The sequence below is a fragment of the Pseudoalteromonas luteoviolacea genome, from assembly GCF_021654285.1.
Taxonomy (GTDB): Bacteria; Pseudomonadota; Gammaproteobacteria; order Enterobacterales; family Alteromonadaceae; genus Pseudoalteromonas; species Pseudoalteromonas luteoviolacea_J.
In genome coordinates, this window is sequence record NZ_JAKFZS010000001.1 from 217,829 (window position 1) to 236,978 (window position 19,150).

Genomic DNA, 19,150 nt, shown 5'->3' on the forward strand with positions numbered 1-19,150 from the left:
GCCTTTAAACTGGCTTTTTTTTCATCTATAAAAATATTTTCTGTTCCTTTGAACTATTCTTTGTCTTAATAAGGTCTCTATCACGTGATTCAATAACAAAGACTTAAATTATGACAGGACTCAGATCACTATGTAGCCCCGCCATTTCATTCATGGCACAACTTAAGTACAAAACTAAAATTAGCCTTGTATTTGGTATCTTACTTTTACCACTGGCATTAAGTCTGTTTTTTCTAAACTCCACGCTCACTCATTCAATTAAAGTGAGTCAGCAGCAGCAAGAAGGACTTAACTTATATCCCAAGCTGCTAGAAAACATCATTAATGACAGACAAAAAGACAACCAGAGGCTACTCGCTCAAAGCGGGTTTTCAGTCAACACCCAAGCCTCTAATACCCCATTAGAGCAGGTGTCCATCGCATCAAAGCTGGCCATTGATAACGATTTAAGTCGCTCTTACTTAAACCGCTCATTGGTCGAGTCATTACCCAAAGTGGTCTATCAAATCAATGATATTGCCGAGCAAGCAAATGGCATTATCAACCGTGGCAGATTTACGCCAGACTCCTTTATTGCGCTGTCTAACCTCAATAAAGCGCTCCCCATTGTCAAATCACAGCTCCTCGATAAACTTGAAGTTGCAGCTATAGAAAGCCCATTTGTAAAACAGCAGCTATCGACCCAAATTAGTGCGCTCAACTCAGCGCTCGACAGCTACCAAAGAGCGATTAAAACCAAGTTACTCGACCCTGATGACATTGAGTTAACCGCCAGTGCTTTTTCAACGGCCCACCGTGATGTTCAGCGAAAAACGCAAAACTTAGTGGAAGCTGCCCTGCCCACGCTTAAAACGATGCTGCAAGAAAAGCTTGAACGCGAACAAACAATTCGCAATTTAGTCGCAGCCGCTTCTATTCTCAGCTTGGCGGTTGCGCTTTACCTGATGCTAGGTTTTTATTTTGCGGTTGTTGATACGATCTCAGAGTTTTCACACTCTGCGCAAAAAGCCGCACAAGGTGATTTGCGCTCTCGCGCTATGTCACAAGGAAATGATGAGCTTAATGATATTGTGGCGCAATATAACCGAGTTTTAGATGCATTCACTGAATTGCTAGGAGATGTGCACAATACCACCAGCGATTTACATCATGCCACGGACAAACTCAGCCACATTAGCCAGGATACTCGCCATGATGTCGCTCAACAACAAATTAAGATTTCTGGGATCCACACTGCATTATCAGACATGGCTAACGCCGCTGACTCGGTTGAAACCTCAGCGCAACACGCTACAGAACTCGCCAGCGCCGCGGCAGACCAAGTTAAACAAGGTAGCTTAAATACCACTGAATTAGCACAGCATATGACTGTGTTACAAAACGAGTTTGAAGAAAGTAGACAGGCACTCGATAAACTAGCGCAAGACAGCCAAAATATCAGTAAAGTCAGTTTAGGGATCAGCGAAATTGCAGAGCAGACCAACTTGTTAGCGCTCAATGCAGCCATTGAAGCTGCGCGAGCTGGTGAGCAAGGACGGGGATTTGCCGTTGTAGCAGATGAAGTGCGTACCCTTGCTAAGCGGACTCAGCAGCAAACAGAAGAGATCCATACAATCATAAAGTCACTACAAAACGCATCCAACGACACCCAACAAAAAATGCTCAGTAGCGTTGAAAAGATGGAGCGAGGCGTCACTGCTGCCAATGAGACCAATCAAATTCTCAGTGCTGCGGAGCAAAGTATGAGTGACATAGATCAACAGGGGCATGTGATCCGAGAGCTTGTACAACAGCAAACGCAAGCGACGCAACAAGCACTTTCAGAATCCAGTGAAATTAGTGACCTCGCGGAACATACATTAGGTTCTGCCGAGGCCACACAAGATGATGCGCATCAGTTAAGTAGCATGGCGGCTAACTTAAAATCTGCGATGAGTCAGTTTAAAACTTAACGGTCACTGACAGCTTGGTTTTGGGTTAAACAGCTCTGCGCGCAGCGGCAGTTGAATAGTCGGGCCACAATGTGGCGCAGCTTGCTCCCCTGTTTTCTTATTTACAAATGCCCATTTCACTCCCGCAGGTCGTTCATCTGCAATGGCCTGCGGGTTTAAGGGTTTTAGATAGCGGATATAGAGTTCAAGCGCCCCAGTACCGCCTGTTAACTTCGTTGGTTTGTTGTCGTCACGGCCAACCCAAGCAACGGTTACCGTATTGTGATCAAACCCTGTAAACCAACTGTCTCTCATATTGTTGCTTGTTCCTGTTTTACCAGCCAACTGGACAGATGGGAAGTGTTTGTTTAAACGTTTACCTGTGCCACTTTTAGTTACCCTTTTTAAACCATACTTGGTCATGTAAACTGAGGCAGGATCAAACCTGTTTTCTCTTTTTGGCTGATGTTTATAAAGCGTTTTACCACTGGCGTTAGTGATAGCAGAGATACTGGTTAATTCGCTGTATTTGCCGTTAGCAGCTAACGTAGTGTACATCTGAGCGACATCAAAACTGGATAACTCCACAGCACCTAGTAACATCGATGGATACGTGGGGATATCACTCTTAACACCCAGCTCAGACATTGTGTCCGCAACTTGATGTACACCCACATCTAGCCCTAAATTGACCGCTGGGATATTTAAGCTTTTACTAAACGCTTCATATAGCGGAACAGGGCCTCTAAATTGATGGTCGAAGTTTTCTGGCGACCAAGTCTTACCTGACGAGTCTGTCACCTGTAACGGCGAATCATCTAGCAATGTCCCCAAAGTGAAGTCTTGCTGCAATGCAGTCAAATATATGGCTGGTTTGACTAATGAGCCAACACTGCGTTTAGTATCTAGTACTCGATTAAACCCCGAAAAACGCATTTGCCTGCCAGAGACCAACGCAGATACACCTGCTTTCTCCGTATTCACAGAAACCATCGCAACTTCTAAGCCTGAAATACCAAAACGACGCTCCAAGTATGGAAGACCTGAAGTAATGGCCTCTTCCATCGCACTTTGCTTTTGCAACTCAAAGTAAGTAAAGATACGCACCCCAGCATGGATCACATCCTCATTTGGCACCAAGTCCTTCAGCTCACGATTCACCAATTCCAAATAACCAGGGTAGGATTGCAATAAACTTTCTTTCAAAGGCTGAATATCAATTTTTCGCTCTAACGATTGCCGGTATTCAGTTGTCGTAATGATGCCGTTTTCTGCCATTAACCTCAGAACCAAGTCACGGCGCTCCATTGTTCTTTCTGGATATCTACGCGGATTATAAAATGACGGACCTTTTACCATAGCAACCAATAACGCAACCTGATCGAACTCTAGCTCATCTACTGGTTTTGCAAAATAGAACTCTGACGCCAATCCCAGTCCATGCACGCCTTGATTGTATGCCTGACCTAAATACACTTCATTAAGGTAAGCCTCTAATATCTCATCTTTGCTGTAACGATAATCCAAAATGAGCGCAATAAAAGCCTCATTGATTTTTCGAACCAAAGAGCGCTCTCGCGTAAGGTAAAAGTTTTTAGCAAGTTGCTGAGTCAATGTGCTGCCACCTTGCACCGTTCTACCTGCACGAATATTACTATAAAGTGCACGCATAATTGACCACACAGAGACACCATAGTGTTCATAGAAGTTGCGATCTTCAACAACTAACAGTGCTTGCTTTAATACATTCGGAAACTTTTCAAGAGGAACAAACTCACGATCTTGATTTGTCTCATTACCAATTCGCGCAATTTGTACCGGTTCCAATCGTTCGCCAACGATGCGGCGACCGCCTTTATCGACAATATTAGCGAGCTTTTTACCTGCAAAATTAAGTGTAAATACTCTGGATGACTCGGCACCCTCGTAAAACTCAAATGCACGACGGAAAACTGTTATTGTGCGTCCTTGTACTAAATATTGACCTGTCCTATTAATTCTATTCACTCTCGAGTAATTAAGCCTCTCCAGTTCCCAAATCACCTCTTTCTCAGACAAGTACTGATCTGGATAAAAGGTCATAGCACGCGCATAAACCTGAACTGGTAGCTGCCATTTGTTGCCTTCAAACTGCTTACTTACTTTTGCATCTAGGTACACAACATACATGGCAACCGCGCAGCAAACAGCAAGGCCGCCTTTCCAAATTAGCGACCAAAGCGTTTGTAGTATTCGAGACTTTAAAATACCTACACGTTGCTTGAACGAGACCTTTTTTGAGTTAGGTGATTTTTTTTTCGTGGTGCGTTTTGGTTTTGATTTATTTGCAGGCGTGCGTTTTTTCTCTGACATTTACCGGAGCAATATTTACCATAATTACAATGATGCTAGAGTAACTTAGATTAACAGTCACTGAAACCAAAAAAGCAGGCTAACGCCTGCTTTTTTAACTGCTTAAGTATTAATGGTTTCGTATTGTGACAAATTCTGGGTAGGCATCTACGCCACAGTCATGCTGATCCATACCACTGAGTTCTTCCTCTTCTGTCACACGTATCCCCATGGTCGTTTTTAAAAGCGCCCATACCAAATAAGATGTGATAAAAACAAACCCAAGAATTGAAACAAGGCCAATCAACTGTGAGACGAAGTTTGCATCGCCATTTGAAAACGGCACCATCATCACACCCAGACAACCACATACGCCATGCACAGAGATGGCACCTACAGGGTCATCAATTTTAAGTTTATCAAGCGCCACAATGCTAAATACCACCAAGCTTCCACCTAACGACCCGATAATACACGCAAGTAGTGGCGTCGGTGAAGCCGGCTCCGCCGTAATAGTGACAAGCCCAGCCAATGCACCGTTTAAAATCATCGTCAAATCCGCTTTTTTCCACATAATTTTACATACGAGCAAAGCTGATATCGCACCTGCGGCGGCAGCGGCATTGGTATTTAACATGATTTGACTCACTGCAATGGCATTTTCTTTATCAGCTAAGAACAACTGCGAGCCGCCATTAAAGCCAAACCAACCCATCCACAAAATAAAAGTACCCAGTGTCGCTAAAGGTAAGTTAGAACCGGGAATAGGATAAATCTCCCCATGTTTACCATACTTGCCCTTTCTTGCACCCAGCAGCAAGACCCCGGCTAATGCGGCAGCGGCACCCGCACCATGAACGATCGCAGAGCCTGCAAAATCAACAAAACCCAACTCAGATAAGAATCCAGCTCCCCAACTCCAATAGCCCTGGATGGGATAAATAAGCCCAGTCAGCACCACAGTAAACAATAAGAATGCCCACAATTTCATACGCTCAGCCACTGCGCCAGAAACAATTGACATGGCTGTTGCAACAAAAACTACTTGAAAGAAAAAGTCAGACTCAAGCGCATGGTCGGCATCAGCTGACGCATCACCAATCAGCGCTCCAAAACTTGGCACAAATCCGCCTTCAGAGTTGCCGACATACATAATGTTGTAACCAATCAGCAAATACATAGTGCAGGCGATTGCGTACAGTGCAATATTTTTAGTTAAGATCTCAGTCGTATTTTTAGATCTCACTAACCCTGCCTCTAGCATGGCAAACCCTGCCGCCATCCACATCACTAACACGCCAGATATGAGGAAGTAGAAAGTATTGAGTGAAAATTGTAATTCTATAATTGTATTTTCCATCAGATTGCACCTCAGATTGCTTCTTCGTCTAATTCACCGGTGCGGATCCGCACGATTTGCTCTAGGTCATAAACAAAAATTTTGCCATCACCAATTTTTCCGGTATTTGCAGCTTGTGTTAATGTATCCACTACCCGCTGGCAGTTTTCACTGTGCGTTGCAATCTCAAGCTTAATTTTTGGTATAAAATCGACTTGATATTCAGCTCCTCTATACAATTCTGTGTGACCACGCTGACGACCAAATCCTTTCACGTCAACGACCGTCATGCCTTCTATACCGAGTTCAGCGAGTGCTTCTCGGACTTCATCCAATTTAAAAGGCTTAATTATCGCACTTATCATTTTCATTGTTGGCCTCCAAAGGAGTGTGATTCCTGTTGATGATGGAATACACAATCCAACCTTTATGCCAAAAAGATTAGTGCTTATTTATCAATGAGGTATGAAAAATATAGAAAGGTATTTAGCGAAAAGTGCACTTAGCTGGTGCACTCTTCTAAGATTTGATTTGATTTGGTGCAAGCTGTCACTGCACTATTACGGCCTTGCGCTTTGGCCTTATATAACGCTTTATCAGCATGTCGCATCACTTCACTCAATGTAGCAAACTCACATTTTGCAATACCAATACTCAGGGTGCAATGTAAGCGGTGGTCATCGACTTGGAAAATGTTCTCTGCAAATTTGAGACGAAAAACATCAAATTTGGCTTTTGCTTTTTGTACATCACTTTCAGCGAGTAAAACAGCAAACTCCTCACCTCCTACTCGAGATACTAAACTACCCGAGAATGACTCATTGAGTAAATGAGCAACCTGAGTGAGTATGCTATCGCCACCCAAATGGCCATATTTATCGTTTATTTCTTTAAATAAGTCTAAATCTAACAGAGCTAAGCAACTATCTTCTAGCCCAGATTTAAGTAACCTATCCATTTGTTGGCAAAAATAACGACGATTATATAAACCCGTCAAATAATCACGATGTGCATAATCTTTAATCTCTGCAATTAGATTTAATTGCTCCATCGTTTGCATTACACGGCAGTGGAACTCCTCGTTCATAAATGGCTTCATTAAGAAATCATTTGCACCATATTTAATGAACTTTGCGGACAGACCATGTGTTCCAGCACCAGATAACCCAACTATCGCCAAATCATCGCGACCACGGAAATTGCGCACTGCTTTAACCAACTCAAACCCATCCATCGTTGGCATAGCATAGTCAGTCAATAAAAGTTTAATCTCATAATCAGCCTTTAGCATAGTAAGTGCTTGCTCACCATCTTGAGCTTCAAAAACAGTGAATAACTGCTTCTCTAACATTTGTCTCATCACAGCACGACTGATCATAGAGTCATCGGCAATCAGTGCTTTACAGCCTTGGTTACGCAGCAAACGGCTGACCAATTTAATGGCATACAAGTAAGAATCGCGATTATCTTTAATCACATAATCGACGACCCCCATTTCAAGCATCTGTTGTCGGCTATACTCATCAATCTTAGAAGTCAAAACAACCGTGGGGACATTGTGACTCAAAGTTAACTGGACGACTTCTGCATCCATTGCATCAGGCAATGTTAAATCTACCAAGGCCAGTGTGTAGCTATTGCTCGCAAGTAACGCTTTACTTTCCTTGAGAGACCAAGCAAAGTCTATATCGACACTTAAATGTTGTGATGCCAAATGGCGTAAGATCTGTTGGACAACCTTACTATCTTCAACAATCAATACTTTTTGCATGGAAACTTTCTCTAGTGACTGCAATGAGAAATGTAGCTATACAAGTATTTAACAGACTCAAATACTTTAATACTACAGACATAAGGGTGAAATATACGCGATTTTTGTGACAAAAAAAACCTGCACCGCCCCTAATTGGTAAACAAATTGTAATGGGCTGCAAATATTGCGAGTTAGTCTCATTGACTTTGAAATCAACGTTAAAAAAGATTTAAATGTAGGCGATAAGTGAAAACACGAGGAACCCCATGGCAGCAGTACCTAAAATAGTATCTAGCTTACTACTACTTTGTGTCAGCACATTCAGTGCTGCTAATAGTAGCCAACAAGGCACATTAAGCTTTGATATAGATCATCAAGTCACCACAAAACACCAAGCCACAATTAATGGCTCAAAAATAAATTATACCGTATCGACTGGCACTCAACCTTTGTGGGATGACGAGGGGCACCCAATTGCATCTTTACACTACACTTATTACAAAAAAGACAAAGTAAAAGATAATGCAAAACGCCCGTTACTCATTTCATTCAATGGTGGTCCGGGCTCCGCTTCTGTGTGGATGCACATAGCTTATACTGGTCCTCGTGTCCTAAAAATAGACGATGAAGGATACCCGCTTCAACCTTATGGACTCAAAGATAACCCATATTCTGTTTTGGATACCACAGACATAGTTTTTGTAAACCCAGTGAACACCGGCTATTCGCGAGTATTACCTGATAAACAAGGCAAAATGCCGAGTAAAGACGTTCAAAAAAAGCGCTTTTTTGGTGTTAACGCCGATGTTAAATACCTCGCAGCTTGGCTAAATACCTTTATTAACCGCCATGACAGAGCGTTATCACCTAAGTTTTTAATAGGTGAAAGCTACGGTACAACGCGTGTTGCTGGGCTTGCACACGAACTACAAAACCAGCAGTGGATGTACTTAAATGGTGTGATCCTAGTTTCACCAACAGACATCGGCATTAAACGTGACGGTCCAGTGAAGGCCGCTAACAGACTGCCTTATTTTGCGGCGACTGCTTGGTATCACAAAGCACTCAGCAATGAGCTACAAAATAAAGACTTACTTGAAGTATTAGAAGAAGTTGAAGCCTATACATTGAGCACATATCTACCTGCGCTTGCCAAAGGCGCAATGATCAGTGATAAAGAAAAACAAGCTGTTACTGCTCAAGTTGCCAAATATTCAGGATTATCAGAAAAATTTGTCGCACAAAATAACTTGGATATTCCAAATGCTGCATTTTGGAAGGAGCTGCTTCGAGATAGAGAAATGACAGTTGGCCGACTGGACTCAAGATATTTAGGTATAGATAAACGCGTCGCGGGTGACATACCGGATTATTGGCCTGAACTCACGTCATGGTTGCATTCATTCACACCGGCAATTAATCACTACTTCCGCCAAGAGCTGAACTACAAAACAGACATAAAATACAACATGTTTGGCCCCGTTCGCCCATGGGATAGAACAAAAAATACCGTGGGTGAGCGTCTAAGATTAGCAATGGCGCAAAACCCATACTTACATGTCATGGTTCAATCTGGCTATTACGATGGTGCTACCAACTATTTTGATGGTAAATATAATTTATGGCATTTAGACCCAAGTGGTAAAATGAAAGACCGTTTAAGCTTTAAAGGCTACCGCTCTGGTCATATGATGTATCTGCGCTATGAAGATCTTAGGCTCTCTAATGAAGATTTAAGAGATTTCATCATCCAAGCATTACCTAAAACAGGTGAAGCTGCTAAATACTAACTTTTGCTGTGATGTGGAAGTACGCTTCCACATCTCGACAATTACGTAACAGCTTATTTTATACCGTCATTATGCCCCAACCGATAACGAACTCTTCAGTACGGCAAAATCCATCTAGTCAAAAAAGCTTTATATCCTTGAATAGATTAATTCAATGCTTCCGATTACTTTTTGGGTATACTCTTCATATTAGAATAAAATGAGATTGTCTATGAGTGATCAGTTTAGGGTTGTCTTTGTTGGGTTTAACGCCGACACAGATAGCCACAATGCCATGGAAAGCCTAGCCACCAAACTGGGCGTATCAAAGCAAAAAGTTGTTGCATTTACTCAAGGAAAGCCCCTATTTGGCGCCGCTGAAAAAAATAAATGCTTAAAACAAGCTAAACTCCTAGCGATTTATGGGTTCCAAAGCAAGGTGCAAGCCGTGCAAAGCAGCATGACAAACGCCCCTCAAGTTAACAATGCTGCAAATGAACGTGTATTTGAAGCGCTTGATTACATCACCAGTAGCCTAATCAGAATCGAAGAAAAGTTAGAAGAACTTGAACAGCGTATCGATGGACAAAACAAAAGTAGCGAAGAAAAAGAAGATGACGAATGGCAAAATGACGAGTTATTCGATGAACTTGACCTAGATGCAGAGCCCAAGCCAAGGTCCAAAAAGCTTTTATATACACTGTTAGCCGTGTTATTCATTTTACTTATTGTACTCGGATTTAGTTTGGCTTTCCCTGAAATGGTTCAATTATAATGAAAGAAAATTCATGTTCAAACACAAAAAACGCAGAAACACGCAAACAAATTCGAAGTTCAATAAGATCAAAACGAAACGCTCTTGATGAAAATTTTCAAACTTCTGCTGAAATCGACTTAAGTATTAATTTTTTTCAACACGAAAACCCTACCAAAAACGCCGCAATCGGGGTCTACTTACACAACGATGGCGAACTCAGAACTAACCTTTTAATTCAATCACTTTGGGATAGAAACATTCAAGTATACTTGCCCGTTATCCACCCCTTCAGCGGCACCAGTTTACTGTTCCAAAAGTATGAAAAAAACTCAACCATGATTCAAAACCGCTATGCTATCTTAGAACCTAAATTGAATTGTTATGAAATTTGCCCAATTGAACAATTGGATTACTTGTTGATGCCTTTAGTCGCTTTCGACGAGCATGGTAACCGATTAGGCATGGGTGGCGGCTATTACGACAGGACGCTAGCTAACTACTATTCACAAAGGTGGGTAAAGCCCAAATTGATAGGGTTAGCACATGACTGCCAAAAAGTCAGTGAATTGCCAATTGAAGCATGGGATGTACCTTTGCCTGCAATACTAACGCCTACCCAATATTATCAGTGGCGCAAGTAAAAGCCACTACCAAAAAATCTGCGCTTAAGAGTGCAATTTATTGTCATACAATTCGAGTGTTTAAGCGTATAATCTCAACTTAATTAAAGACAACAAAGTGATTACGTTATGACACAAGATGAAATGAAAAAAGCTGCAGCATGGGCAGCGCTTGAACATGTAAAAGAAAACACCATTGTTGGTGTCGGAACAGGTTCCACAGTCAATCATTTTATCGATGCACTCGGTAGCATCAAAGATGATATTAGAGGTGCGGTTTCGAGCTCAGAAGCATCAACAGAAAAACTAAAAGCACTCGGTATTGAAGTCTTTGAGCTTAATGATGTTGCACAATTAGATGTGTATGTTGATGGTGCAGATGAAATTAACGAACATGGACACATGATCAAAGGCGGTGGTGCTGCATTGACCCGTGAAAAAATCGTTGCCGCAGTTGCTGACAAGTTTGTTTGTATTGTCGATGAGAGTAAACATGTTGACACGCTGGGCAGCTTCCCACTGCCGGTGGAAGTTATACCAATGGCACGTAGCTATGTTGCTAGAGAGCTTTTAAAGCTTGGAGGCGACCCCGTATATCGCCACGGCGTCGTCACTGACAATGGCAATGTCATTTTAGATGTACACGGATTAAGTATCACGGATCCAAAAGCGCTGGAAGAAAAAATAAACCAAATCGTCGGTGTTGTAACCAATGGGCTATTTGCTCACCGTGGTGCAAATACCGTAATTACAGGGACACCAAAAGGTCCACAAACTAGGTAATAGGAATGAGTCATGAGTAAGGTATCTTTGTCTAAAGATAAGATTAAAATATTATTGTTAGAAGGCGTGCACCAAAGTGCAGTCGAAACATTAAAGCGTAATGGGTACAGTAATATTGAGTATCTCAAGACATCGCTACCTGAAAATGAATTGATTGAGCGTATCAAACATGTTCACTTTGTCGGTATACGCTCACGCACCCACCTCACCGAAACGGTCTTAAATGCGGCGGAAAAACTCGTTGCTGTTGGTTGTTTTTGTATTGGTACAAACCAAGTGGATTTAGATGCCGCAAAACGTCGTGGTATTGCCGTATTTAACGCGCCATTCTCAAACACACGTTCGGTTGCAGAGTTAGTACTCGGTGAAATCTTGTTACTACTTCGCGGTATTCCGAAGCGAAACGCCATGGCACATCGCGGCCAATGGCTTAAATCTGCTATTGGTTCTTTTGAAGCTCGCGGAAAAACCCTAGGCATCATTGGCTACGGTCACATCGGCACACAGCTTGGCATCATGGCTGAAAATATCGGTATGAAAGTCGAGTTTTATGACATAGAAGACAAGCTTACTCTTGGTAATGCACAGCAAGTGCAAAACCTGACACAGCTGCTGCAACGTGCAGATGTGATCAGCCTACATGTACCAGAAACACCGCAAACTAAGAACCTGATTGGTATGGCTGAAATTGAAGTCATGAAACAGGGTGCGATCCTCATCAATGCATCACGCGGAACCGTTGTAGATATTGACGCCCTTGCAGAAGCGCTACAACATGAAAAACTTGCCGGTGCTGCCATTGATGTTTTCCCGGTTGAGCCGAAATCAAATGATGAGGAGTTTGTGTCTCCACTGAGAGAGTTTGACAATGTCATTTTAACGCCGCATGTGGGTGGCTCTACACAAGAAGCACAAGAAAATATCGGTATTGAAGTGGCGGGTAAATTAACCAAGTACTCAGACAATGGCTCCACTGTCACAGCTGTAAATTTCCCTGAAGTATCACTGCCAGAGCTGTCTAACCGCAGCCGTTTATTACACGTACACGAGAATAGACCGGGTGTGCTAACGCAAATCAACCAAGCATTTGCTCAACATGGGATTAATATCGCTGCTCAGTATCTGCAAACAGACGATTGCATTGGTTACGTAGTTATTGATGTAGACAGTGACCACTCAGAAGTTGCGTTAAAAGAACTAAGCGCTGTTGAGGGTACGATCAGAGCACGTATTTTACACTAAATGTTTAATACATGAGTTGACAAAAGAGCCGGCAAACTGCTGGCTTTTTAATAACAGATTAAACTGTTAATCAAAATAAAAAAAGCTGCTTTAGAAGCAGCTTTTTATCAGGGTCATTTCTCGGCATTAAGCCATGAAATCAACACCTTCTTTAATGTCTTTTTCAAGCGTCGCTAACATGTCGTCTTTTGCTTTTTGTTCAAAAGCGCTTAGCTCGCCGTATGGTAATAGCTCTTCAACGCCATTTTTACCAAGACGGATAGGCTGTGCAAAGAACTCTGCATCGCCAGTGTTACCTTCAACGTACGCGTACTCAAATACGTTTTCTTCACCTTGAAGACCTTTAACAAGTGAGAAGCAGAAACGCGCTGCGGCTGCACCCATTGAAAGCGTTGCAGAACCGCCACCCGCTTTTGCTTCAACAACTTCAGTACCTGCGTTTTGGATACGCTTAGTAAGAGAAGCAACTTCCTCATCAGAGAACTCAACACCTTCAACTTGAGAAAGAAGAGGTAGAATAGTTGTGCCAGAGTGACCGCCGATTACAGGTACTTTTACTTCTGATACGTCTAGGCCTTTAAGCTCTGAAATGAATGTTTCAGCGCGGATAACATCTAGTGTTGTTACACCGAAAACACGTGTAGCATCATAAGTGCCTGCTTTTTTGAATACTTCACGTACAATTGGTACAGTGCCGTTTACTGGGTTTGTGATGATACCAACAAACGCCTTAGGGCAGTTTTTAACGATACCTTCAGCCAGAGTTCTAACGATACTCGCATTCACATTGAATAGATCCGCACGGTCCATACCAGGCTTACGTGGCATACCAGCAGGGATCAAAACGATGTCTGCGCCTGCAAGTGCAGGATCTAAGTCATCTTTACCGTAACCTGCAACTGACACAGCAGTTGGGATGTGAGAAAGATCAACAGCAACACCTGGAACAACTGGTGCAACATCGTATAGTGCTAGCTCAGAGCCTGCAGGCAAACCGTTTTTAAGCAGAAGAGACAATGCTTGACCGATACCACCAGCGGCACCTAATACAGCAACTTTCATTATAATTCTCCATATATTGAAGGTAGGAATTTTGTGTGCTGTAAAGATAATGAAAAGCGAGGGTAAAGACAAATTTATCCGCGTTATTTTCAAGATTTTTTCGACTATAGTTGTAAACAAGAGACAACTTTCTCGCAATTTGCCTTTACGATATGCCATGAAAATTACTCCAGCGTTAAAATTTGGGTAACTGTTGGGATTTGTGTAAAATCGGGCAACCAAAATTAATAGAAGAGATGTATATGCAAGCGCAAGACAAACAAGAAGCCTTAGTTAAAGCCTTTAAAGCACTTTTAAGAGAGGAAAACTTTGGCTCTCAGGGCGAAATCGTTGATGCGCTAAAAGATCAAGGCTTTGACAATATAAGTCAAAGTAAAGTATCAAGAATGCTGAGCAAATTCGGCGCGGTTCGCACCAGAAATGCCAAACAAGAAATGGTTTACTGCCTGCCAGCAGAAATGGGTGTCCCAACAGCAAAAAGTCCTCTGAGACAGCTTGTTATCGATATCATGCACAATGAGATGATGATTATCATCAGAACCAGTCCCGGTGCAGCGCAGCTGATTGCTCGTCTGCTAGACTCTTTAGGCAGTGCCGATGGTGTATTAGGCACAATTGCCGGTGACGACACTATTTTCATCGCACCCGCGAAAATATCTGAGATTGACGCGACTTTAGACAAAGTAAAAACCTTGTTTGACAACGTATAAACTTAATCGTCAGCCATTATTTGCGCCATCTCTTTCAAAAATTGTAAGGATGGTGCAAAAAAAGATGCGCCCATATCCGCTTCAGAATAATCTAATAGGGGATCGTAACACTCTTGCCCTGATAGCAAACCGAACCGGCTCATTAGTACCGTCTCAAATGCATTACCGTGCGCTGCACAACTCAGATTAATGCTACCTTGCTCAAACACATCCCCAAACGGCATACTCTGATCCAACAGCAAAACTAGCCCTTGCGCATCTTTAAGCTCTGCACGACTGGCATGACTAAATGCCACCTGAGGCTCTATCAGCTTATTGTCCAAGCGTGTGCGGCCCATCAGCGCCTCTTGCTCATCAATTGCAAGTTGCTGCCACCTCGCCAAATCAAACTTCACTCGCTGAATATGAATGTAGCTGCCTTGATGATCTAGTCCTTCGGGGTTATCAACTAACGCGACTTTACGCTTAAAGCGACCGTGTGGTGATTCACTGGCATAAATAAAACCGTTAAAGTTTCGTCCATCCAAAAAGCGGAAGCCACGAACATGCGCGACAAGTTCAACGCAGCCCCCCAGCATATGTAAGACACTTTGCGCAAATAGGTGATTTACATCTTCTCTATCCGAGCGAATGACATAGAGCAAATCAAAAGGCTGACTATGAATTAAATGATCGGTAGAGCGAATATGAGGAAAGCTTTTAAGTTCAGGCGGTATAAATTCAGGATAGATATGAGGCCAATATTGGGCACCAATAGCGACGAAGCTGCTAAGCATAGATTCAGAGAATCTATCACTTAACTCATCTTGCAGTCGCCCAGCTTGCGCTAGTGCTTCTCGCACAGCTTCATCCTGCCCTTCAAGCACATTGAAGAATAAATGTAAGCCATGCAAGTTTGCCTCTGCACAGATCCCCGATTGCGGCTGGGCCATACCTTTTCCTTATCGTTTATCGCTCTAAGAAAAGAAATTTACCGCATGGGGCTTAATTTTTAAAGAGATAGGTTTAGACAAATCTAACGGTTTGTCAGCAGGTTTTGCTATTTCTAGCTGTTGGCCCTGCAATTCGATGGCATATAAATACTCAGTACCCACAAACCTCTCTTGATTCACTTGGATCGCACCATGGTCAGTATTATACAATTCAATGTGGCTCGGCCTGACAAATATTTTCCCTTTGTCTTGTGCGTCATTTTGCTGAGTTAATGAGTTCACTTGCCCAAATTGAGTGCTAAATGCCCCATTACCAGCATGTGTTGCATCTAAATAGATCCCCTGACCTAAAAACTCTGCAACCACTTGGTTTTTTGGCTGATGGAACAATTCAGTTGGACACCCTAATTGTGCTATTTGACCTTTGTGCATAATGGCAAGTCGATCTGAAAAAGCAAAAGCTTCATCTTTAGAGTGACTGACAAAAATCGCAGATACTTTTTGATCTTTTATAATACTGCGTATGTCACTGATAAGTTGAAAGCGAACTTGCGCGTCTATATTTGAGAAAGGCTCATCTAACAGTAACAAGCTCGGGCGATAAGCCAGCGCTCTTGCAATAGCGACCCTTTGCTGCTGTCCGCCAGACAACTCATGCGGGAAGCGCGTGGCATAAGCACCTAAATGCACCAGCTCTAACATTTCAGATACACGAGATTGCTTTTCAGCGCGGCTTAACTTTCCTAGCCCAAATGCAACATTTTGCGCTACCGTCAAATGCGGAAATAAAGCATAATCTTGAAACATCATGCCGACATTTCGATGTTGCGGCGCTACAAATGTGTTTTCACCGTTAACTTGGTTCTGGCCAATTTTAATACTGCCTTGTTGTGGCCTGATAAGTCCGGCAATGGCTTTAAGTGTGGTTGTCTTTCCACATCCGCTGGCGCCTAACAAGCAGACGATTTCATTTTCCTTTACCTGCAAATCAAGGTTGTCGATCACGGCATGACCGTCATAACTGTATTGCAAGGATTCTATAGCAAGGCTGTACATTATGTTTGCTGCTCCATTGAGCGGTTAACCAAATAAAGCGGGATTAACCCAACCAGTACGATAAACAAGGCCGATATTGATGCTAACTCTAACTGTTCATCGCTTACAAACTGAAAAACATGGGTTGCGAGTGTTTCAAAATTAAACGGCCTGAGCAGCAGTGCTGCCGGTAGCTCTTTCATACACTCAATAAATACCAATAAACCCGCGGTTAATATACCGCGCTTTAATAGAGGAATGTGCACGCGACCCAATGTCTGCATATTATTTTTGCCCAAAGACGCACTCGCCATATCAATACTTGGGCTGATCCGCACAAAACTCGCTTCTACAGCCCCTTGAGCTATGGCGTAAAAGCGCACTACATACGCAAAAACAAGGGCAAAAATGGTACCACTGAGTAACAGCCCGGGTTCAAATCCCGTGCCATCCAGCCAGCGGTTTAAATAGTCATCAAATAATGTGAGGGGCAATAACACCGCGATAGCTAAAACGGTACCAGGCAAAGCGTACCCCATACTCGCGACCTTCCCCGGAACGCTCTTGGTTTTTTGCTCGCCTATACGCTGATAAAACACCACCAAAATACTAAAGCAAATAGCGATTGCGCTGACATAAAGGCTAATTTTTAAGCTTTGCCACGCATAATTAAAAAACGCGTCATTCCAAGCCTGATCGAAATAACCAATCGCGTAACTGGTCAATACACCCACGGGAATAAAAAACGCAACAATCAATATAAGACTGCAAAAACCTGTCGCCAACCAGCCACTTTTACCGTTCAGTTCATATAAGCTGGTGTCATTTACACTACTTTGACGCTCATGTACGACCTTACTTTTACGGCTCATTTTTTCTAGTGACAATGCAATGAAAAGAAACAGCAACATGATCCCTGAAATTTTTGCGGCTGCAGTGAGAGAATAGTAGCCGAGCCAAGTATCATAAACAGCGGTGGTAAGTGTACTGACTGCAAAATAATGCACTGTAGCAAAATCCGCCATCGTCTCCATGCTTATTAAAGCAAGTGCAGCAACAATAGCACCACGGGATAAAGGCAGGCTTACTTTGAGAAAACTCTGAAATGGTGATAAGCCCATTAACTGGCTGGCCTGAACCAATTTGAAGGACTGCTCTCTAAGTGCTGTTTTAAAGATTAAATACAAGTAAGGGTAGAGTACCAACGCTATCATCACAATAGCACCGGGCAAAGTACGGATATCAAAGAACCAGTAATCATCAGGACTCGTCCAGCCAAACCAGTCTCTTAAAAAGATCTGTACAGGGCCTGCATAATCCAATAAATCTGTATACACGTAGGCAATGATGTAGGTGGGCATCGCAAGTGGCAGCATTAAAGCCCACTCAAACACCCGCTTACCGGGAAAGTGACAATACGCTGTTAACCACCCAAGGGGCAGTGCAATTAATGAACTCAGTAACAACACCCCTGCAATCAGCCAAATAGTATTACTGATGTAGTCCCAAAGAACGGTGTCCCACAGGTGTGAGAATACTTCAGATTCTCCTTGTAATGATTCAAAAATGAGAAAAGCCAGCGGGGTCGACAGACATATGCCAATCACCCACGCTGTTATCTGCCAATTGGACAGTTTATTTTTTAGCTGCATTAAAGGTCAAATTTTACCTCATCGATTAGCTTTAGAGCCAATGGACGGTATTTACTAATTTCAGCAAGCGGCAAGCTGTCTTCCTTAAACACTCCCCATGACGCTACCATTTGAGATAATTCGACGCCCGGCTTGACCGGATATTCCATATTCGTCGATGCGTACATATTCTGCGCCTTATTGTCCGTCATAAACTCTATGAGTTTCAAGGCATTTTCTTTATTTTTTGCATACTTGGTTAGAACTACGCCAGATACATTTAAGTGCGAACCGCGATTTTTTTGATTAGGAAAGTTGATGTAAACAGACTCAGCCCATGACTTTTGCTTGTCATCTGCCATCATCTTTCCAAAATAATAGCTATTGCCTAAAGCAATATCACACAAGCCTTCTTTAACTGCCTTAACTTGTGCACGGTCATTACCTTGAGGTTTTCGTGCGAGGTTGTTTTTAACTCCGACCAACCATTCTTTAGTTTCAGTTTCACCATGATGTGCGATCATAGATGCAACTAACCCTAAATTGTACGGGTGCTTGCCAGAGCGAGTACAAATTTTTCCTTTGTACTTTGGATCGGCCAGCTCTTCGTAGCTTAGTGACTCCAATTTACCAAGCCTTGCTTTTGATGAGTATACGTTACGCACACGTTTGGTAAGTGCAACCCATTGCCCTTCTGGATCTCTAAAAGAGGCTGGGATATTTTGCTCAACGGTCTTACTTGCGATTTGCTGCGTAAGGCCAAGGTCTTCTAACTGGATCATGGCGCTAAAATTTGAAGTTAACACTAAGTCTGCACGCGAGTGCTTACCTTCTCTTTTAACACGTTCAATTAAGCCTTTTTTTGCAAAAACAACGTTGGTTTTAATCCCAGTTTGCTTTGTAAAGTCATCAAGGATAGGTTGAATTAAAAATGGTTGGCGAAATGAGTAGATATTTACTTCATCGGCTGCAAAAGCTGGCATACAGGTCACAGCGGTCAATAATGTGGCGATAGCTCGTTTCATGAAGACTCCAAATCCAAACAATTATTATTATCAAGTAATTCTAACGCGATTATACATAAATTACAGCCCGCTGAGTGGGTGAACAAAATTATTATTACCGCATAAAGACAATTTATCTGTAAGAGATTTCTCACTCTGTTTGTAGATATCGAGTAATCTAATCCAGATTTAACCGCCCTCAAATAAGGAACCTATTGTTATTTAATAATTTTTATATATCAAATAGAAGA

16 protein-coding genes are annotated in these 19,150 nt (G+C 42.5%); 7 read left to right on the plus strand and 9 right to left on the minus strand.

Annotation, left to right across the window (positions count from 1 at the left end; all coding sequences use genetic code 11):
* Nucleotides 1-110 precede the first annotated feature (110 nt).
* Nucleotides 111-1,952 (plus strand): methyl-accepting chemotaxis protein, encoded by a 1,842-nt coding sequence (locus L1077_RS00755; protein ID WP_237135176.1) that lies wholly within the window; start codon nucleotides 111-113, stop codon nucleotides 1,950-1,952.
* A gap of 3 nt (nucleotides 1,953-1,955) precedes the next feature.
* Here the strand turns inward: L1077_RS00755 and mrcB are convergent, their stop codons facing one another.
* The 4 genes from mrcB to L1077_RS00775 all read right to left on the minus strand — a co-directional run bounded on the left by mrcB (nucleotide 1,956) and on the right by L1077_RS00775 (nucleotide 7,372).
* Complete coding sequence (mrcB, locus tag L1077_RS00760) at nucleotides 1,956-4,283, minus strand: penicillin-binding protein 1B (RefSeq protein ID WP_237135177.1); 2,328 nt, start codon at nucleotides 4,281-4,283, stop codon at nucleotides 1,956-1,958.
* Between the two features lie 109 nt (nucleotides 4,284-4,392).
* Nucleotides 4,393-5,622, minus strand: a complete 1,230-nt coding sequence (locus tag L1077_RS00765; RefSeq protein WP_237135178.1) for an ammonium transporter — start codon at nucleotides 5,620-5,622, stop codon at nucleotides 4,393-4,395.
* Nucleotides 5,623-5,633: 11 nt separating this feature from the next.
* Nucleotides 5,634-5,972 (minus strand): P-II family nitrogen regulator, encoded by a 339-nt coding sequence (locus L1077_RS00770; RefSeq protein WP_023399545.1) that lies wholly within the window; start codon nucleotides 5,970-5,972, stop codon nucleotides 5,634-5,636.
* 131 nt (nucleotides 5,973-6,103) lie between these two features.
* Nucleotides 6,104-7,372, minus strand: a complete 1,269-nt coding sequence (locus L1077_RS00775) for a GGDEF domain-containing response regulator (RefSeq protein WP_237135179.1) — start codon at nucleotides 7,370-7,372, stop codon at nucleotides 6,104-6,106.
* A 248-nt stretch (nucleotides 7,373-7,620) separates the two neighbouring features.
* On the opposite strand from L1077_RS00775, the gene L1077_RS00780 reads away from it, so the two are divergent.
* The 5 genes from L1077_RS00780 (at nucleotide 7,621) to serA (ending at nucleotide 12,525) form a co-directional block, all read left to right on the plus strand.
* Entirely contained in the window at nucleotides 7,621-9,144 is a 1,524-nt protein-coding gene (locus L1077_RS00780) for a S10 family peptidase (protein ID WP_237135180.1), read from the plus strand.
* Between the two features lie 211 nt (nucleotides 9,145-9,355).
* Entirely contained in the window at nucleotides 9,356-9,898 is a 543-nt protein-coding gene (locus tag L1077_RS00785) for a hypothetical protein (RefSeq protein WP_237135181.1), read from the plus strand.
* Nucleotides 9,898-10,521: a 5-formyltetrahydrofolate cyclo-ligase gene (locus tag L1077_RS00790; protein ID WP_237135182.1), complete on the plus strand. Its 624-nt coding sequence runs from the start codon at nucleotides 9,898-9,900 to the stop codon at nucleotides 10,519-10,521. Before L1077_RS00785 ends, L1077_RS00790 begins: the two co-directional genes overlap by 1 nt.
* Nucleotides 10,522-10,629: 108 nt before the next feature.
* A complete protein-coding gene (rpiA, locus tag L1077_RS00795) occupies nucleotides 10,630-11,283 on the plus strand; it encodes a ribose-5-phosphate isomerase RpiA (RefSeq protein WP_237135183.1) in 654 nt (217 codons plus the stop codon).
* Between the two features lie 12 nt (nucleotides 11,284-11,295).
* A complete protein-coding gene (gene serA / locus L1077_RS00800; RefSeq protein WP_063360706.1) occupies nucleotides 11,296-12,525 on the plus strand; it encodes a phosphoglycerate dehydrogenase in 1,230 nt (409 codons plus the stop codon).
* Nucleotides 12,526-12,651: 126 nt separating this feature from the next.
* Here the strand turns inward: serA and mdh are convergent, their stop codons facing one another.
* Nucleotides 12,652-13,587 (minus strand): malate dehydrogenase, encoded by a 936-nt coding sequence (mdh, locus tag L1077_RS00805; RefSeq protein WP_237135184.1) that lies wholly within the window; start codon nucleotides 13,585-13,587, stop codon nucleotides 12,652-12,654.
* 242 nt (nucleotides 13,588-13,829) lie between these two features.
* Here mdh and argR point away from each other — a divergent pair, with 242 nt between their 5' ends.
* A complete protein-coding gene (gene argR, locus L1077_RS00810) occupies nucleotides 13,830-14,297 on the plus strand; it encodes a transcriptional regulator ArgR (protein ID WP_046354427.1) in 468 nt (155 codons plus the stop codon).
* A 2-nt stretch (nucleotides 14,298-14,299) separates the two neighbouring features.
* On the opposite strand, the gene L1077_RS00815 is transcribed toward argR, so the two are convergent.
* The 4 genes from L1077_RS00815 to L1077_RS00830 are packed head-to-tail and all read right to left on the minus strand — an operon-like array spanning nucleotide 14,300 to nucleotide 18,920.
* Complete coding sequence (locus L1077_RS00815; protein WP_237135185.1) at nucleotides 14,300-15,229, minus strand: Dyp-type peroxidase; 930 nt, start codon at nucleotides 15,227-15,229, stop codon at nucleotides 14,300-14,302.
* Nucleotides 15,230-15,253: 24 nt separating this feature from the next.
* Nucleotides 15,254-16,285 (minus strand): ABC transporter ATP-binding protein, encoded by a 1,032-nt coding sequence (locus L1077_RS00820; RefSeq protein WP_237135186.1) that lies wholly within the window; start codon nucleotides 16,283-16,285, stop codon nucleotides 15,254-15,256.
* The gene (locus L1077_RS00825; protein WP_237135187.1) at nucleotides 16,285-17,916 is read right to left on the minus strand and encodes an ABC transporter permease; all 1,632 of its coding nucleotides are present in this window, start codon (nucleotides 17,914-17,916) and stop codon (nucleotides 16,285-16,287) included. The genes L1077_RS00820 and L1077_RS00825 overlap by 1 nt, the downstream gene beginning before the upstream one ends.
* Nucleotides 17,916-18,920, minus strand: a complete 1,005-nt coding sequence (locus tag L1077_RS00830) for a Fe(3+) ABC transporter substrate-binding protein (RefSeq protein ID WP_237135188.1) — start codon at nucleotides 18,918-18,920, stop codon at nucleotides 17,916-17,918. The genes L1077_RS00825 and L1077_RS00830 overlap by 1 nt, the downstream gene beginning before the upstream one ends.
* Nucleotides 18,921-19,150: the final 230 nt, after the last annotated feature.

Bases quoted from the DNA above. Each gene is read 5' to 3' on its own strand.
- L1077_RS00755 (WP_237135176.1), top strand. From the start codon at position 111: ATGACAGGACTCAGATCACTATGTAGCCCCGCCATTTCATTCATGGCA.
- mrcB (WP_237135177.1), bottom strand. From the start codon at position 4,283: ATGTCAGAGAAAAAACGCACGCCTGCAAATAAATCAAAACCAAAACGC.
- L1077_RS00765 (WP_237135178.1), bottom strand. From the start codon at position 5,622: ATGGAAAATACAATTATAGAATTACAATTTTCACTCAATACTTTCTAC.
- L1077_RS00770 (WP_023399545.1), bottom strand. From the start codon at position 5,972: ATGAAAATGATAAGTGCGATAATTAAGCCTTTTAAATTGGATGAAGTC.
- L1077_RS00775 (WP_237135179.1), bottom strand. From the start codon at position 7,372: ATGCAAAAAGTATTGATTGTTGAAGATAGTAAGGTTGTCCAACAGATC.
- L1077_RS00780 (WP_237135180.1), top strand. From the start codon at position 7,621: ATGGCAGCAGTACCTAAAATAGTATCTAGCTTACTACTACTTTGTGTC.
- L1077_RS00785 (WP_237135181.1), top strand. From the start codon at position 9,356: ATGAGTGATCAGTTTAGGGTTGTCTTTGTTGGGTTTAACGCCGACACA.
- L1077_RS00790 (WP_237135182.1), top strand. From the start codon at position 9,898: ATGAAAGAAAATTCATGTTCAAACACAAAAAACGCAGAAACACGCAAA.
- rpiA (WP_237135183.1), top strand. From the start codon at position 10,630: ATGACACAAGATGAAATGAAAAAAGCTGCAGCATGGGCAGCGCTTGAA.
- serA (WP_063360706.1), top strand. From the start codon at position 11,296: ATGAGTAAGGTATCTTTGTCTAAAGATAAGATTAAAATATTATTGTTA.
- mdh (WP_237135184.1), bottom strand. From the start codon at position 13,587: ATGAAAGTTGCTGTATTAGGTGCCGCTGGTGGTATCGGTCAAGCATTG.
- argR (WP_046354427.1), top strand. From the start codon at position 13,830: ATGCAAGCGCAAGACAAACAAGAAGCCTTAGTTAAAGCCTTTAAAGCA.
- L1077_RS00815 (WP_237135185.1), bottom strand. From the start codon at position 15,229: ATGGCCCAGCCGCAATCGGGGATCTGTGCAGAGGCAAACTTGCATGGC.
- L1077_RS00820 (WP_237135186.1), bottom strand. From the start codon at position 16,285: ATGTACAGCCTTGCTATAGAATCCTTGCAATACAGTTATGACGGTCAT.
- L1077_RS00825 (WP_237135187.1), bottom strand. From the start codon at position 17,916: ATGCAGCTAAAAAATAAACTGTCCAATTGGCAGATAACAGCGTGGGTG.
- L1077_RS00830 (WP_237135188.1), bottom strand. From the start codon at position 18,920: ATGAAACGAGCTATCGCCACATTATTGACCGCTGTGACCTGTATGCCA.